This window comes from Streptomyces sp. AHA2, from assembly GCF_036857595.1.
Taxonomy (GTDB): domain Bacteria; phylum Actinomycetota; class Actinomycetes; order Streptomycetales; family Streptomycetaceae; genus Streptomyces.
Genome location: NZ_JAUQWJ010000005.1, coordinates 85,988 through 100,353 on the forward strand (window position 1 = coordinate 85,988; position 14,366 = coordinate 100,353).

Consider the following 14,366-nt stretch of genomic DNA (forward strand, 5'->3'; position numbering starts at 1 on the left):
CGGTTCGGCGTCCGTGGCCGGAGTTCCGCGGCCGGGGCCGGTCTCGGCCGATCGACGAGAAGGGCTGCCCGTCGGTGTGGCGGGCAGCCCCGGGCCGTGCGGTGTTCCCTTCCCGGTCAGGGGTTGGGGACCGTGTCCTCGAAGGTCGTGCCGGACGTGCGGTACGCGTTGAGCTTCGCCGTGACCTGGGCAGGTGTGAGCACCTGGTCCTTGACGTGCAGGACGTAGTCGATCTGCTCGTCGTAGGCGCGCGGAGTGGTGCTGGTCTGGCCCGCCAGGTCGATCAGCCACTGGTTGAAGTTGATCGACATGGGGCGTTCGGGCAGGTAGGCGGCGTCATGGGTGCCGAACAGCTGCCCGTCGACGTAGTACTTGATGCTGCTGTTGTCGATGGTGAGCACCAGGTCGTGCCAGCCGGCGTAGCTCTGCCGCGACTCGGTGTGCTGGTTGACGGCCTGCCAGGGGTCGGGGTTGTAGGTCTCCCAGGACGTGGTGTACAGGATGTTGGCGGGCTCGCCCCAGCCGCCGTTGGGCAGGTACTCGAAGTCGTACTCGGCGTAGTCGTCGGCCATCGGCGCCTTGAGGTCGTTGATGGTGAAGAACGTCTGGACGACGCGGTCGCCGTCGGGGCCGGAGACGGGCGCGTCGGAGAACCTGACGCGGGCGGCGTACGTACCGTTCTTGAACTTCGTCGCCTTGGTGAGGACTTCGGTGTGCTTGGTGCTGGCGGCCGTCCCCGCCGTCGACGTGCGCAGGTTCATCACGGAGTTGCCGCCGGACGCCGCGAAGGTCACGTTCTCGGGGGCCCAGGTCGCTCCGGGCACGCCGGGTCCACCGGAGTTGGCCCGGACGCTCCAGCCGTTCGCGGAGATCCTCGGGTCGCTGGAGCTGGTGTAGTTGAAGTCGTCGAAGAGGGTCTGTCCGCCGGCCGGGGGGTCGGTGGGCGGATCGGTCGGCGGGTCGGTGGGGTCGTTGCCCTCGGGGGCCGTGCCCCACACCGTGCTGCCCGAGACCTGGGCGGTGACCTTCGGCCAGTCGGCGTACGTGGTGCGGGTGGCGCTGAAGGAGTAGTCGTCGCTCTGCTTGAGCGGCTGCCAGTCCGTGCGGTGGAAGCGCAGTTGCATGTCCCCGGTGTCGGAGCCCGGTGCGAGGCTGCCTGCGCCGGCGGTGAAGCCGATGTCGAGGTAACGGTCGGCGGTGGCGGTGGGGTGCGCGAGGGTTCCGAAGGTGCCGGTGATGTTGGCGCAGCCCTTGACCGCCCAGGAGCAGGCGAAGCGGTAGCCGGCCGCGGCCGAGTCGGCCTTGAAGTAGTAGCGCACCTTGACGGTGGAGAGCTGGACGGGGACGGTCCCGGTGTTCCTGACCTTCAGCCAGGGTTCGGACTGGTCGGCCGTGGCCGAGCCGGCGCCGGTGCGGTACTGGACGGTGACGGTTTCGCCGGCGGCGCTGGCCGTGCCGGTGAGGGCGGCCAGCGAGGTGGTTCCCGTGGCCAGGGCCACGGCGGCGGCTGCGGCGATGCGCCACCGCTGGGGAGTCGTGCGCCGTTGCATGCTGTTTCCTTCCGGGTGGGGGTGGGGTCGTCCCGCCGCTCGGGGGCGGCCGGACGAGCACGGACGGTGCTGTGCTGCGGTGCCGGATGTGGTGCCTCGGTGCGGTGCCGGGTGGTGCCGTGGTGCGGTTCAGGGGTGGCGGCCGACGTGCAGCGCGTCGAGGCGGGCCGTGTGGCCGGCCAGGCGGGCGCTGAAGTCCGCCCAGGTGGTCGGGCCCGTCCAGCCGACGTCGGCCAGGGCGCACAGGCGGGGGTAGGTCAGGTACTCGATGCGGGCGGGTGTGGCGGCGTACTCGGTCCACAGGTGGGCCTGGGTGCCCAGGATGCGGGCGGCTGTGTGCGGGGGTGCCGTCCCGGGTACGGGGTCGTGGCCGTGGACGTCCCGCAGTCCTACGACGCCGCCGGGCTGTCCGGGCGGTTCGTCGGGACCGGCGCTCTGCGGATAGTCGAAGTAGGTGGCGCGGTGGTACGAGTTGATCACGTCGTGGCCGCGCCGGGCGGCGTGCAGGGTGTGTGCGGGGTCGCGCCAGGCCATCGCGGTGAAGCCGGCGGGCAGTTCGCTGCCGGTCTCCGCCCAGCCCACGGGGCGCCGTCCCTGCCGGGTGAGGAAGGTGCCGATGCGGTCGAGGAACCAGCCGTGCAGGGCGGCCGGCCCGGTCAGTCCCTCGCTCCGGGCGCGGCTCCTGGCCGCCGGGCTCCGCTCCCATTCGGTGGTGGGGCATTCGTCGCCGCCGATGTGGAGGTAGGGCGAGGGGAAGACGTCCATGACCTCCTCCCACACGGTCCGGCAGAAGTCGAGGACCTCCTCGTGGACCCCGAGGATCGTGTCGCACACCCCCCATCGCGTCCAGACGTCGAGGGTGCGTCCGGGCCGGTTGCCCAGGTGCGGGTAGGCCGCCAGGGCGGCCCGGGAGTGGCCGGGCATCTCGATCTCGGGCATGACCGTGATGCCGCGTGCCGCCGCGTGGACGACGAGGCGGGTGAGGTCGGCCCTGGTGTAGGCGCCGCCGTGGGGCGTGCCGTCGTAGCGGTCGCCGCCGGGTCCGATCAGGGACTGGCGGCGGTGGCCTCCGATCTCGGTGAGCTTGGGGTAGGCGGAGACGGGCATCCGCCAGCCCTGGTCGTCGGTCAGGTGCAGGTGGAACACGTTGATCTTGTGCAGGGCGAGCAGGTCGACGTAGCGCAGCAGGTAGGGCAACGGCTGGAAGTGGCGGGCCACGTCGAGCATGGCTCCGCGCCAGGGCAGCCGGGGGACGTCGGTGATGTCGGCGCAGGGCACGGTCCAGCGCACGCCGGGCCGTGGGGAGGCGGCCAGGGCCTGCGCGGGCAGCAGTTGGCGGATGGTCTGCACGCCGCGCAGGAGGCCGGTGACGCTGCGGGCGCGCAGGAGCACGGACTGGGGGCCGATGGTCAGCCCGTAGCCCTCGCTGCCCAGTCCGGTCAGGGCGGTGTCGAGGACGAGGACGACGGGGCCGTCGGCGGCCGGGGGCAGCGGCAGTCCGGTGGCGGGTGCGAGGAGGGTGCGCAGGAGGTCGGCGGCGGGCTCGGCACCCGCGGTGACGCGCATACGGGTGCCGGCGTCGAAGGTGAACTGCCCGCCCTTGACACGGGCTTTGGCGGGTCGGGGCACGAGCGCGGTCCGCGGCGAGGACGGGGTCACGGCTGTCTCCGGAAGGTTGCGGCTGAGTGGGGGCGCGGGCTCAGCCCTTGACGGCGCCGGCGGCGAAACCGGCGGTCACATGGCGTTGGAGGAGGAGGAAGACGGCGAGGGCGGGAAGCGCGAAGAGGGTGGAGGCGGCCATGGTGGCGCCCCAGTCGGTGCCGAAGACGTTCTGGAACGAGGACAGCCAGACCGGCAGGGTGCGGCTGTCCTGTTGCTTGATGATCAGGAAGTTGGCGTAGGCGAACTCGTTCCAGGCGGTGATGTAGCCGAACAGGGAGGTGGCCATCAGTCCGGGTGCGAGGAGGGGGAAGGTGATGTGGCGGAAGGCGTGCCGGCGTGTGCAGCCGTCGACCTGCGCCGCCTCCTCCAGCTCCGGCGGGATGGCGGCGATGAAGCCGCGCAGCACCACGATGGTGAACGGCAGCGTCATCATGAAGTAGACGAGCGTGAGCGTGGGCAACCGGTCGAGCATGCCGGTGTCGCGGGAGATGATGTACACGGGGATGATCAGTGCCTCCCACGGTGCCATCTGGGCGATGAACACCAGCAGCATGAACTGCCGTCTGCCGCGCCACCGCATGCGGGCCACCGCGAACGACGCGCCGAGGGCGACGGCCAGGGCGAGCAGGACGGCACCGGCGGTCACCAGGAGGCTGTTGCGCCAGAACAGTGCGAAGCCGTCTGCCGCCACAGCCGTACGGAAGTGCTTCAGCGTCCAGGTGTACGGCAGGAGTTGCGGTGTGCCGGACTGGATGTCCCGGCTGGGCTTGAACGCCGTGGTGATCATCCAGTAGACGGGGAAGAGGCACACGGCGATCGTCAGGCAGGCGGCGGAGTTCAGCAGGAGGCGCCGGCGGACCGGGGGGCGTGTCACCGCTCCGACGCCGCGACGTGTGGAGGCGATGGTCAGGGGGCCGGTGCTCATGGGGTTTCGCCCTCCTGGCGGAACATCTGGCGGAAGTAGAGGACGAGTACGCCGGTCATCAGCAGGACGGTGACCATGGAGGCGGCGGAACCGAGGTCGTAGCGCTGGCTCGACAGGGCGGTCTGGACGGCGTAGACGGGCAGGATGGTGGTGGCGTCGCCCGGTCCGCCGTTGGTCATGACCCAGATCTGGACGAACGCCTTGAAGGTCCAGATGACTTCCAGGGAGAGGACCAGCATGAAGATCGGCCGGATCACGGGGAGCGTCACGGCGCGGAAGACGCGCCCGGCCGAGGCGCCGTCGATGCGGGCCGATTCGTACAGTTCCGCAGGGACGGTCGTCAGGGCCGAGTAGAGGGTGACGGCGGCGAAGGGCACCGACTGCCAGACGATCAGCAGCACGAGGATGGTGAAGGCGGCCGGACCGTGGGCGAACCAGGGGTAGCGGTCGAACGAGGAGAAGCCGAGGTGCTGCAGCGCCCAGTTGACGATGCCGAACTCGGAGTGGAAGAGCCACTGGAAGACGGTGGTGGCGGCGATGACGGGCATCGCCCAGGCGAGGACGAGCGCGCTGAGGACGGCCGTGCGCCCCACGCGGCCGAGCCGCTCGATGAGCAGGGCGACCAGAGTGGCCAGCAGCATGATCAGGACGACGTTCACGGCCATGAAGACGAAGGTACGGCGTACGACCTGCCAGAAGCGCTCGTCCGACAGCAGCGTGCGGTAGTTGCGCAGGCCCACGAACTGGGCGTCTCCGCGGATGAGTTGGCGTAGCCGAAAGTCCTGCAGGGAGATCAGCACGGCGCGGGCGAGGGGGTAGAGCAGGAGGTAGAGCATGCCCAGGACGGTGGGGGCCGCGAGGAGGTAGGGCCACGGGCCCGCACGGCCGGCCCGCGGTGCGCTGCCGCGTCGCGGCTTCGCGGGTGGCCGCGCCGGCGGACGGGTCCGGGCGGGTGGCGCACTGGAGTCGCGGACGACCGACACGGTGTCGCCTCCTTGGGTGTCGTCAGGGGCCTGTACGGCGGGACCGCGCCGGGTGGCGGCGCCAGGTGCTGCCGGTGACGCTGTCAGGAGCCGTTCATGGCGGCGGTGATCGACGCGGAGGCACGGGCCGCCTCCGCCCGGGCGTCGGCGCCGGTCAGGACCGCCGTCATGTAGTCCTTGATGGGGTTCTTCGCCTCGACGGCCGCCCAGCCGGGGGTGTTGGGCGTGGCCCGGCCGACGGCGGCACCCACCGCCATGGCCGAGGCACCGGGGTCGGAGGCGACCGCGTCGGCGAGGGTCGTCCTGTTCGGCACGTAGCTCATGGCGGCGGCGAGCTTTCGCTGCCATGTGTCGCCGGTCAGCTCCTTGACGAAGGTGAAGGCGGCCTCCGGTTTGCCCGACGCCGCCGGGATGACCAGGTCGGAGCCGCCGATGAACACCGAGCCCGGCTGTTCGGGGGTCTTGCCCGGGATGGGGAAGAAGCCGAGCCTGCCCTCGAGTTCGGGGTTGTTCTCGGTCACCACGTCGGCTCCGCCGGGTGTGGAGATGATCTGCGCCACCTGCCCCTTGGCCATCACCTCGGCCTGGGGCGGCTCCGCCTCGTCGGAGTCCTTGGGGCCCTTCCCGAGGGCCTGCAGCTTCCTGTAGAAGGCCATGCCGCGCAGCGCCTGCGGCGTGTCGAGTGCGCCCCGCCAGTTCCCGCCCGACCGCGTGGCCAGGTCACCGCCCTCGTCCCAGATGAACCCGGCCAGCGCGTACCACATCTGGCCCGGCAGGTAGATGCCCTGCGTGCCACCCGAGTCGAGCTTCTCGGTGGCGGCGATCCACTGGTCGCGGGTCTTGATGGAGGCCGCGTCGACGCCGGCCTTCTCGAACAGGTCGGTACGGTAGATCACGACCCGGTTCGCGGCGTAGTACGGGATGCCGTACTGCTTGCCTTCGTACGCCCCCGGTTCTGCCAGCCCCTTGAGCCAGTCGCCTCCGCCGAGTTCGTCGACCTTGTCGCTGAGGTCGAGGAGGCCGCCGCTCTGTGCGTACTGCGCCACCTGGGTGTTGCCCGTCTCGATGACGTCCGGGGCGTCGTTGCTGGCCAGGGCGGCCGTGACCTTCTCCCCGATGCCGTCCCACTCCTGGATCTGGACCTTGACGTCGATGTCGGGGTGGGCGGCCTCGAACCCCGCCACGAACTGCTTCTGGAACTGCGCCGAGACGCTGTCCCGCATGAGCCAGACGTCGATCGTCGTGGCGCCGTCGGCGGAGTCACCGGACGAGCCGGAGCCGTCGCCGCAGGCGCTGACGCCCGAGACGATCACCAGTGCGGTCAGTCCTGCAAGCATGCGGAGCTTCACAGTTCACCCCTGGAGGTAAGGCGCCAAGGCACCTGACCAGTTGAGCCACTGGACAGGTGACCTCTCGTTGGTCGATGAAAATGGCATAGACCAATAGAGGCGTCAATCCCCCGCGCTCACCTCACTTCCGCTCCGGCCGGAACGCGGGACGGTACGGTCGCGGGATCCGCCTGCTTGACCAGCGGGCGCCGAGTGGTAAAGAGTCCACGGAGCGGGTCGCAGAACAGTCGCGTACGGCGAAGCGGGAGCGGTCGGGCATGGGCGCTGACGGGTCGGGGGCGGTACTCAAACGGGAGCGGGTGCGGGACCACATCCTCCAGCTGATCGAGTCACTGCACCCGGGGGACTCCATCCCCTCCGAGCGGTCCCTGTGCGCCACGCTGCAGGTCTCCCGCCCCACGCTCCGCGCGGCCGTCGACGAACTCGTCGCGGCGGGGCTCCTGGTGCGCGAGCACGGGCGGGGCATGTTCGTCGCGCCGGAGAAGATCACGCAGGAACTCGTCTCGGACTCCCACGGCATGGTCCTGCCGCAGGCGTCCGGCGCCTGGTCGAGCCGTCTGCTGGAGTTCGCCACCATCACGGCGGGCGCCCGGGTGGGCCGCAAACTGCACCTGTCCCCCGCCGCCGAGATCGTCTACGCGGCGCGCCTGCGGCTGGTCGACGGCGTCCCCATGGCCATCGAGCACCTGCACATCCCGGCGCAACTGGTACCCGCGCTCAGCGCGGGGGAGCTGGAGACGGGCGACCTCTACGAGCACCTGCGCGAGCGGCACCGGGTACAGGTCTGCGACGCCACCCAGACGATCGAGCCCACCGTGGTCAGCCAGGCGGAGGCCAGGCTGCTGGGCGTGCCCGAACTGTCGCCCGCGCTTCTCTTCGAGCGTCACACCAGCGACACGCGGGGCCGGCCCGTGGAGTACGTCCACTCGATCTACCGGGGGGATCGCTACCGCATCGTGTCCCGCCTGAGCCTGAACGCCCCGGACCGGCGGCAGGCTTCCCCCGGCCCGGGGGTGACACCGGGGGTCGCGCCGAGCGGGGTGGGACAGTGGGAGCCCAGCCTCTCCGTCGAGGCGGGGGCGGACGGGGAGGCGGGCAGGGGGCGTTGACGGAGCGGAGACGGTCCGGGGCGGCTCTCCCGCACACGGTGTGCGTCAGCCTCGGAAGGCGGCCCCGGCGCCGCGCACGCCTGGACGGCGCTGCTGCCGACCGCCTTCGCAGGGGGTCGTCCCCACCGTCACGATCGGTTGTCCGGGAACTCCCGCGGAATCGTCCGGAATCCGTCACGGGCGGATCCCGCACCCGTCGGTCCTCGTCCTGTCAGGTGGTCGCGAGGCGACCGCGGAGCGGACGAGGAACAGCGTGGGAGCGGGGCGGACATGGCGCGGCACGGTGGCGGGCGGGGCTGGTACGGCAAGGTCGTCGGGGCGGCGCTGGGGGTGACGGTGCTGGCCACCGGTGCCTCGGTGTGGACCGCACGGGCCGGCGCCACGGACGCGCCGAGGCCGAAGGCGACGGTCTCGGCCTCCCCCGGCGGTGACGTCGAGCCGGTCGCGGTCACCATCGCGCACGCGTCGGAGAAGGGGGCACGCGGCGTGAACATCACCATCGACGACGGCCCCGACCCCGTGTGGACCCCGCAAGTCCTCGACGTCCTGCGGCAGTACGGGGTCAAGGCCACGTTCTGCATGGTGGGTACCCAGGCGCAGGCACACCCCGACCTCGTCAGGAAGGTGGTCGCGGCCGGGCACCGGCTGTGCGACCACTCCGTCTCGCACGACACCGCCATGGACAAGAACTCCCGGACCTACCAGTCACGGCAGATCCTGGACGCCGAGCGCATGATCACCAAGGCGTCGGGGGGTGTCCGGCCGATGTACTACCGGGCGCCCGGCGGGGCGTTCACCCCCTACAGCCGCGAACTCGCCGCGTCACGGGGGATGCGGCCGCTGGGCTGGAACGTCGACACCAAGGACTTCGAGCGTCCCGGCGCCGACGCCATCGTGGCCACCGTCCGGCGGGAACTGGCCAACGGACCGACGCTCCTCTTCCACGACGCGGGCGGCGACCGCTCCCAGACCGTCGAGGCCCTGCGTCGCATCCTCCCCTGGCTGGAGGAACAGGGCTACTCGTGCGGGTTCCCGGTACGTTGAGGACCGGGCCCGGTCAGCTGCTCACCGGCCATTCCAGGGGCTCCTTGGAGAAGCCCTGGAACAGTTCGACGGCGCTCGCCTTCTGGCCTTCGGGGATGAGGAACGCCTTGCAGATCTTCTGGGACTGCCCCGGGCGCAGGGTCTTGTTCTCAGGCGTCGGGCAGTCGGGCCACTTCGCCTCGCCCAACAGCACGATGAGTGCCCTGGTGCGCTTGCCCTTGTCCGTCCGGACGATCAGGTCGTCGTCCATGTCACCGGACGCCATGGGCTTGCCGCCGACGTGCCGGAGAGTGGTCCACACGTAGACCGGCACCTGGGGCTCGTCGTCCTTGTCCCTCTTGAGGCCGGAGTTGGCCATGTCGGCCTTCGTGCCGGTCTCCACCTTCGTCGGGGTCAGCGTGTACTTCGTCCCCTTGTCCTTCTCGGCCGTGCTTTCCTTGATCGGACTCGGCTCGCCGAGGCGGAACGACGTCCTGGCCTTCGCCGACTCGGACCTCCCCTCGCTCGGCCGGGCCTTGCCGTCGGCGGAATCGCCTCCGTTTCCACAGGCGGTGAGGGCCAGCGCCAGCGCGGCGACGGTTGCGGCCAGAGCGGTACGGGGGGTGCGCAGGTGCATGGGAGTGCGGTGTTGCCTTTCGGTCCGTCAGGGCGTTCTCGGCGATCCGGTGACTCCGGGCCCGCGACCGATGTACGCCGGGCCTGCCTTCCGTGATCCACACGAGGCTATCAGTGGCCGTGTGCAGCCCTGCGGCGAACGGGCAGCGGGCCGCGGTCCTCGGTCCGACAGAGGTCGGCGGCCCGGATCAGCGGAACTCGTGGATCACCTGGATGTCACCGACGATGTGGGCGTTGAGATCGTCCAGTTCCTCGGCCGGCACCCACAGTTCGAGGATCGTCTTCCCGCCCGCCTGCCGGACGGGATAGCGGCTGAGGAACGGCGCGTCGACTTCGAAGCGGGTGACGAATCCCGCGCCGTCGTGCTTCACGTTCCAGTCCCGCGCGATCCGGATCGCATAGTCCTCGTCCAGAACCGGGTAGAAGATCGGCTGATGGGGCAAGCGCGCGGGCCACGCACGCCAGTTCAGCCGGCGGACCAGTTCCAGCTCCTCGGGACCGGTGGGGCGCCACAGGGTCGTCGTCGGTCGCGGGCTGGTCATCGGGGCATCCCGGAAGGTGGACGGTGGTGGGCTCGGAAAGCCGGACACTACCGGCAGGAACGCCCGGACTGCCAGGTATTTCGGCCCGGGTTGCGACGGTCAGCGGCCCAACGGCCGTTGCCAGCGCCTCTCGCCGTCGTGCCGGGCGTCCGTCGGTGTGAGACCGGCCGCGGTGGCGACGGCGGCGGACGCCCGGTGGTCCGGCGGGATGTGGGCGATGACGGTGTGCACGGACCGTTCGCGGAGCCAGGAGAGCAGTCCCCGGGCCGCTTCGCGGGCGATGCCCCTTCCCTGCCACGGGGTTCCCACCACCCAGGCGATCTCGGCCGTGAGCCCGTCATCGGACGGACCGACCGTCGCCTGGACCGTGCCCGTCAGGCGGGACTCGGCACGCAGGTGCAGCACCCAGTTCAGCCAGGACACGCTCGGGACGGCAGAGCCCGCGGTGAGGCGCTCGTACCGAGAACGCAGGGCCTGCGGGGTGTCGGGGGCGCCACCGGTGAACGTGTGCAGGCCCGGGTCGGACAGCACGACGGCCATCTCCTCGGCGTGCTCCACCCGCAGCGGCAGCAGGTCGAGTCGCTCGGTGCTGATCGGCCGGGCAGCGAGTGTGCTCACCGTGGCCTCCTGCCGGGCCGGACGGCAGGAGGCCGCTGCTGGGGGTCGTGTGGTCCCCACCGTACGTCCTCCCGTCAGGACGGTGTGCCGCTTTCTCCTCCGCGCTGTGCCCTGACTTCCAGCGTGCAGCACTTCACGCTGCCGCCGCCCTTGAGGAGTTCGGACAGATCGACGCCCACCGGTTCGAATCCGCGCTCGCGCAACCGCTCCGCGAGAGCGGTGGCGGCCTCGGGGAGGAAGACGCGCCGACCGTCACTGACCGCGTTGAGTCCGAAGACCTCCGCGTCGGCCGGCTCCGCCTCGATGGCGTCCGGGTACAGGCGGCGCAGCACCTCGCGGCTGCCGGGGCTGAACGCCCCGGGGTAGTACATGACCTCGTCGTGGTCGAGGACGGCCAGTGCGGTGTCCAGGTGGTAGTAGTCCGGGTCGATCAGTTCCAGACCGATCACGGGACGGCCGAAGAACTCCTGGACCTCCAGGAGGCTTTCCCGTTCGCTGCGCAGGCCGTGGCCGCCGAGGATCACCGTCCCGGTGCACAGGAAGTCGCCCTCGCCCTCGTTGACACTGCGGCTCGCGACCGCGCGGAACCCCTGCTGCCGGAACCAGCGCAGGTACGCCGTGCCCTCGGCGGCACGCTCGGGGTGGCGGAAACGTGCGCCGAGCACCTTGCCGTCGACGACGAGTGCGCCGTTGGCCGCGTACACCATGTCCGGCAGGTCCGGCTCCGGGTCGACGAGGGCGACGGAATGTCCGGCCTCCTGCAGGACGGAGCGCAGCCGTTCCCACTGGGCCACGGCCAGGGGTGTGTCCACGGGTTTGCCCGTGTCCATCCACGGGTTGATGGAGTAGGTGACGTCGAAGTGTTCGGGACGGCACATGACGTACCGCCTGGGGCGGGCCGTGCGTTCACGCATCCGGTGAATTCCTTCTGTCTCGGGCCGTGTCCGGCCGGGGTCGGACGTCACACGTCCGTGGGCATGGTCCTGATGCCGGAGCTGAACGTGGCGGCGACGGCGGCGACCGCCACGATGAGGGAGAAGGTGAGCATCGTCGCCGCACTGGACAGGTGTGCCAGGAGCACGCCGGCGAGTCCGGGGGCGAGGGCCGCCGCCGAGGTGGCGACCAGCAGGATGACGCTGATCACGCGCCCTTGCAGCCGGTCGGGGGTGATGGCCGCCTGGTAGCCGAACAGGGCGGCGTTGGCGGTGGGGCCGAGGAAGACGGCACAGGCCAGCGGGACGGCGGCCAGGACGCTGGTGGCGAACAGGGCGCCGGCCGCCATGAGGGCGGTGGTGACCCAGCACAGCACCAGGATCAGCTTGGGCAGGGGAAGCTTCCGCTGCAGGGCGGGAGCGGCGAAGGCGCCGAGGAAGCCGCCGAGTCCGAAGATGGTGCTGGCGGTCCCGACGAGGGCGGGCGAGGTGCCCTCGCGTTGCAGGGCGACGATGATGGCGAAGATCATGCCGGTGAACGCCATGTTGAGGGGGGCGGCGATCAGGAGCAGGGCGCGCAGGAAGGGATTGCCCAGGACGAAGCGCACGCCCTCGGTCCCGGCGGCCCGTCCGGTCTCCGCCGGTGCCGTCCGCCGTTCCTGCAGGGGCCGCCGGATGCACAGGACGGCGATCAGGGACAGCAGGTGGCTGACGGCGTTGCCGAGGAACGGCAGCGACCGGCCGGCCGCGAAGAGCACGCCGCCCAGCGACGGCCCGGCCAGCGAGGTGCCGTAGGCGCGCGCCTCGTTGCGGGCGACGGCGGTGGACAGCTGACCGGCCGGGACCAGGCTGCGGACGGCGGCGTGTTCGGCGGTGCTGAACAGGGCGTTGGCCGCGGCACCCAGGACGACCACGGCGAGCACGAGGGCGATTCCGGCGGCGTCGGCCAGGACCGCGCCGAAGAGAGCCCCGTAGGCCGCCAGACGCAGCAGGTCGCAGGCGATCATCACCCGGCGCCGGTCGAGCCGGTCGGCGAGCACACCGGCCGGCAGTCTGCACACCATGGTGACGAGCAGACCGGCGGTGCCGACCAGGCCCGCCTGCTCGGGCGAGCCGGTGAGGTGCAGCACCAGCAGCGGCAGGGCCAGGTTGGACATGGCGGTGCCGAGGTCGGAGAGCGACTGGCTGGCCCAGAGCAGGTTGAAGTCCCTGTTGCGCCACAGGCTCGGCGTCGGGTCGGCGTTCGCCGTGGCGCCGGTGTCCTCTTTGGTCGGCGGCATCGATTCCTCCAGTGCGGACGGTCGTGGGGCGGCGGGTCGACGGGCCGCTGCGGCCGCGTTCTCGCCGGGCGGGCCGGCTGCGGGGGGCGTCACGGCCACCAGGAGCCGGGTGCGGGGCGCAGGTCGTCCAGCCATTCGGCGTCCGGATCGTGCCGGGCGAAGAACTGGCGTCCCACCAGGCGGGCGTCACGCGCCTGGAGCATGCGCAGGCTGAAGACCTCGTCGCCGCCCAGGGTCACGACCCCGTCGACGAGGACCTTGCCGGGTGCCGCGGACATGACGGGTCCGCGGGCGGTGCGTGCCAGGCCGGACACCCGGCGCACGGCGTCCGTGTAGATGCGCAGGGCGCGGGTCAGCGGCACGCTGAAGTAACTGTGGGCGCCGGTGTCCCGTTCGACGAACATGTAGTAGGGCAGCACGCCCAGTTCCACCAGGCGCTGCCACATGACGGCCCAGTCCTCGGCGCGGTCGTTGACGTGGGCGATGAGCGGCGCCTGGGCGCGGATCACGGCGCCGGTGTCGCGGATGCGCCGGATCGCCTCCCGCACGGCGGGGTTCTCCAGCTCCCTCGGGTGGGAGAAGTGGGCCATGACCGCGGCGTGCCGTCCGTCGGCGACGATCCGGTCGAACAGCCGCAGCAGGTCGTCGGCGTCACGGTCGGTGGTGAAGCGGTAGGGCCAGTAGGAGAGGGCCTTGGTGCCGAAGCGGATCGTGCGGATGTGGCCGAGGTCGGCCGACAGGAGCGGGGCGACCCATCGGTCCAGTACGGCGGAACTCATGATCATGGGGTCGCCGCCGGTGAACAGGACGTCGCTGACCTCGTCGTGGCGGGCCAGGTACGACACGACGCGGGCGACGTCCGGGGCAGCCTGGCGGATGTCGGCGTTCCCGACGAACTGCGACCAGCGGAAGCAGTAGCCGCAGTAGGAGTGGCAGGTCTGGCCCTGCGCGGGGAACACCAGGACCGTTTCGGCGTACTTGTGCTGGACGCCGTCCAGGGGGTGGTCCCCGTCCGTCGGGACGTTGGCCTCCAACTGCGCGCCGGGGTTGGGGTTGAGACGGGAGTGGACCTCACGTGCCGCCTTGCGGATCACGTCGGGTGCGGCGGCCGTGCGGTGCAACGCCGCCATGCCGTCGTAGACGTCGGGCGGCAGCATGTCGCGGTGCGGGAAGGTGAGCCGGAAGATCGGGTCGTCCGGTGCCGCGGACCAGTCGATCAGTTCGTCGACGACGTACTCGTTGACCTTGAACGGCAGCACCGACGACACCACCCGCAGCTCGCGCAGGTACTCCTCCAGCATGCCCCGCTCGCGGGCGAGGCGTTCAAGACGCTGGTGGGCGAAGACTTTCAACACTGCCGCCTATCTGTGGGGCTCACTGGTTTCGACGAGGGAGGGGCGCCTGCGCGCGGGGGCATCACGGCCGGGAGTCCGGGGCGTGGCCGGGGCGGGGCGCGGCCGGACGGCGTGTGCCGTGCGGCCGCGCCCCGGCAGGGCCCGACGGGTCACTGCCCGGCGTCCGCCATCCGCCGGCGCAGGCTCAGCGGCCGCATGTCCGTCCACACTTCGTCGATGTGGTCGAGGCACTCCTGCTTCGGCCCCTCGAACCCGGTGGCGGTCCAGCCGTCCGGCACGTCACGCCCGGCGGCCCAGATCGAGTACTGCTCCTCGTGGTTGACGACGACGCGGTAGGTGCGGGTGTCCTCTTCTGCGGACATGGGTGTCCTCCTTCTCGTGGCACGTGGTGTCGTTGTGCGG

14 protein-coding genes are annotated in these 14,366 nt (G+C 71.2%); 2 read left to right on the forward strand and 12 right to left on the reverse strand.

From position 1 onward, the window contains the following. Positions 1 to 116: 116 nt before the first annotated feature. The 5 genes from Q5694_RS13070 to Q5694_RS13090 form a co-directional block, all read right to left on the reverse strand. Positions 117 to 1,550, reverse strand: a complete 1,434-nt coding sequence (locus Q5694_RS13070) for a cellulose binding domain-containing protein (protein WP_333933005.1) — start codon at positions 1,548 to 1,550, stop codon at positions 117 to 119. A 129-nt stretch (positions 1,551 to 1,679) separates the two neighbouring features. Continuing rightward, a complete protein-coding gene (locus Q5694_RS13075; RefSeq protein WP_333933006.1) occupies positions 1,680 to 3,209 on the reverse strand; it encodes a beta-N-acetylhexosaminidase in 1,530 nt (509 codons plus the stop codon). Between the two features lie 40 nt (positions 3,210 to 3,249). Beyond that, complete coding sequence (locus tag Q5694_RS13080) at positions 3,250 to 4,137, reverse strand: carbohydrate ABC transporter permease (protein ID WP_333933007.1); 888 nt, start codon at positions 4,135 to 4,137, stop codon at positions 3,250 to 3,252. Further along, positions 4,134 to 5,120 carry a carbohydrate ABC transporter permease gene (locus Q5694_RS13085; RefSeq protein WP_333933008.1) on the reverse strand — a complete coding sequence of 329 codons (987 nt, stop codon included), beginning with the start codon at positions 5,118 to 5,120 and terminating at the stop codon, positions 4,134 to 4,136. Before Q5694_RS13085 ends, Q5694_RS13080 begins: the two co-directional genes overlap by 4 nt. 83 nt (positions 5,121 to 5,203) lie before the next feature. Next, entirely contained in the window at positions 5,204 to 6,469 is a 1,266-nt protein-coding gene (locus tag Q5694_RS13090; protein ID WP_443040867.1) for an extracellular solute-binding protein, read from the reverse strand. Between the two features lie 257 nt (positions 6,470 to 6,726). Here Q5694_RS13090 and Q5694_RS13095 point away from each other — a divergent pair, with 257 nt between their 5' ends. Together Q5694_RS13095 and Q5694_RS13100 are read left to right on the forward strand one after the other, a co-directional pair. Continuing rightward, positions 6,727 to 7,578 (forward strand): GntR family transcriptional regulator, encoded by an 852-nt coding sequence (locus Q5694_RS13095; protein ID WP_333933010.1) that lies wholly within the window; start codon positions 6,727 to 6,729, stop codon positions 7,576 to 7,578. Positions 7,579 to 7,848: 270 nt separating this feature from the next. Beyond that, the gene (locus tag Q5694_RS13100) at positions 7,849 to 8,622 is read left to right on the forward strand and encodes a polysaccharide deacetylase family protein (protein WP_333933011.1); all 774 of its coding nucleotides are present in this window, start codon (positions 7,849 to 7,851) and stop codon (positions 8,620 to 8,622) included. A gap of 13 nt (positions 8,623 to 8,635) precedes the next feature. Here the strand turns inward: Q5694_RS13100 and Q5694_RS13105 are convergent, their stop codons facing one another. The 7 genes from Q5694_RS13105 to Q5694_RS13135 form a co-directional block, all read right to left on the reverse strand. Next, positions 8,636 to 9,238: a hypothetical protein gene (locus tag Q5694_RS13105; protein WP_333933012.1), complete on the reverse strand. Its 603-nt coding sequence runs from the start codon at positions 9,236 to 9,238 to the stop codon at positions 8,636 to 8,638. A gap of 187 nt (positions 9,239 to 9,425) precedes the next feature. After that, on the reverse strand, positions 9,426 to 9,779 hold the full coding sequence (locus Q5694_RS13110) for a hypothetical protein (protein ID WP_333933013.1): 354 nt from the start codon (positions 9,777 to 9,779) through the stop codon (positions 9,426 to 9,428). A 99-nt stretch (positions 9,780 to 9,878) separates the two neighbouring features. Then, positions 9,879 to 10,397: a GNAT family N-acetyltransferase gene (locus Q5694_RS13115; protein ID WP_333933014.1), complete on the reverse strand. Its 519-nt coding sequence runs from the start codon at positions 10,395 to 10,397 to the stop codon at positions 9,879 to 9,881. Between the two features lie 74 nt (positions 10,398 to 10,471). Then, positions 10,472 to 11,311, reverse strand: coding sequence for a dimethylargininase (gene ddaH, locus Q5694_RS13120; protein ID WP_333933015.1), 840 nt, complete (start codon positions 11,309 to 11,311; stop codon positions 10,472 to 10,474). 47 nt (positions 11,312 to 11,358) lie between these two features. Continuing rightward, the gene (locus Q5694_RS13125) at positions 11,359 to 12,609 is read right to left on the reverse strand and encodes an MFS transporter (protein ID WP_333933016.1); all 1,251 of its coding nucleotides are present in this window, start codon (positions 12,607 to 12,609) and stop codon (positions 11,359 to 11,361) included. An 89-nt stretch (positions 12,610 to 12,698) separates the two neighbouring features. Further along, a complete protein-coding gene (locus tag Q5694_RS13130) occupies positions 12,699 to 13,964 on the reverse strand; it encodes a KamA family radical SAM protein (RefSeq protein ID WP_333933017.1) in 1,266 nt (421 codons plus the stop codon). 149 nt (positions 13,965 to 14,113) lie between these two features. Then, positions 14,114 to 14,326 (reverse strand): MbtH family protein, encoded by a 213-nt coding sequence (locus Q5694_RS13135; RefSeq protein WP_333933018.1) that lies wholly within the window; start codon positions 14,324 to 14,326, stop codon positions 14,114 to 14,116. Between the last annotated feature and the right edge of the window lie 40 nt (positions 14,327 to 14,366).

Excerpts from the sequence above, each read along its gene's own strand:
- Q5694_RS13070 (WP_333933005.1), bottom strand. The coding sequence starts at position 1,550 with ATGCAACGGCGCACGACTCCCCAGCGGTGGCGCATCGCCGCAGCCGCC.
- Q5694_RS13080 (WP_333933007.1), bottom strand. The coding sequence starts at position 4,137 with ATGAGCACCGGCCCCCTGACCATCGCCTCCACACGTCGCGGCGTCGGA.
- Q5694_RS13095 (WP_333933010.1), top strand. The coding sequence starts at position 6,727 with ATGGGCGCTGACGGGTCGGGGGCGGTACTCAAACGGGAGCGGGTGCGG.
- Q5694_RS13100 (WP_333933011.1), top strand. The coding sequence starts at position 7,849 with ATGGCGCGGCACGGTGGCGGGCGGGGCTGGTACGGCAAGGTCGTCGGG.
- Q5694_RS13105 (WP_333933012.1), bottom strand. The coding sequence starts at position 9,238 with ATGCACCTGCGCACCCCCCGTACCGCTCTGGCCGCAACCGTCGCCGCG.
- Q5694_RS13110 (WP_333933013.1), bottom strand. The coding sequence starts at position 9,779 with ATGACCAGCCCGCGACCGACGACGACCCTGTGGCGCCCCACCGGTCCC.
- ddaH (WP_333933015.1), bottom strand. The coding sequence starts at position 11,311 with ATGCGTGAACGCACGGCCCGCCCCAGGCGGTACGTCATGTGCCGTCCC.
- Q5694_RS13125 (WP_333933016.1), bottom strand. The coding sequence starts at position 12,609 with ATGCCGCCGACCAAAGAGGACACCGGCGCCACGGCGAACGCCGACCCG.
- Q5694_RS13135 (WP_333933018.1), bottom strand. The coding sequence starts at position 14,326 with ATGTCCGCAGAAGAGGACACCCGCACCTACCGCGTCGTCGTCAACCAC.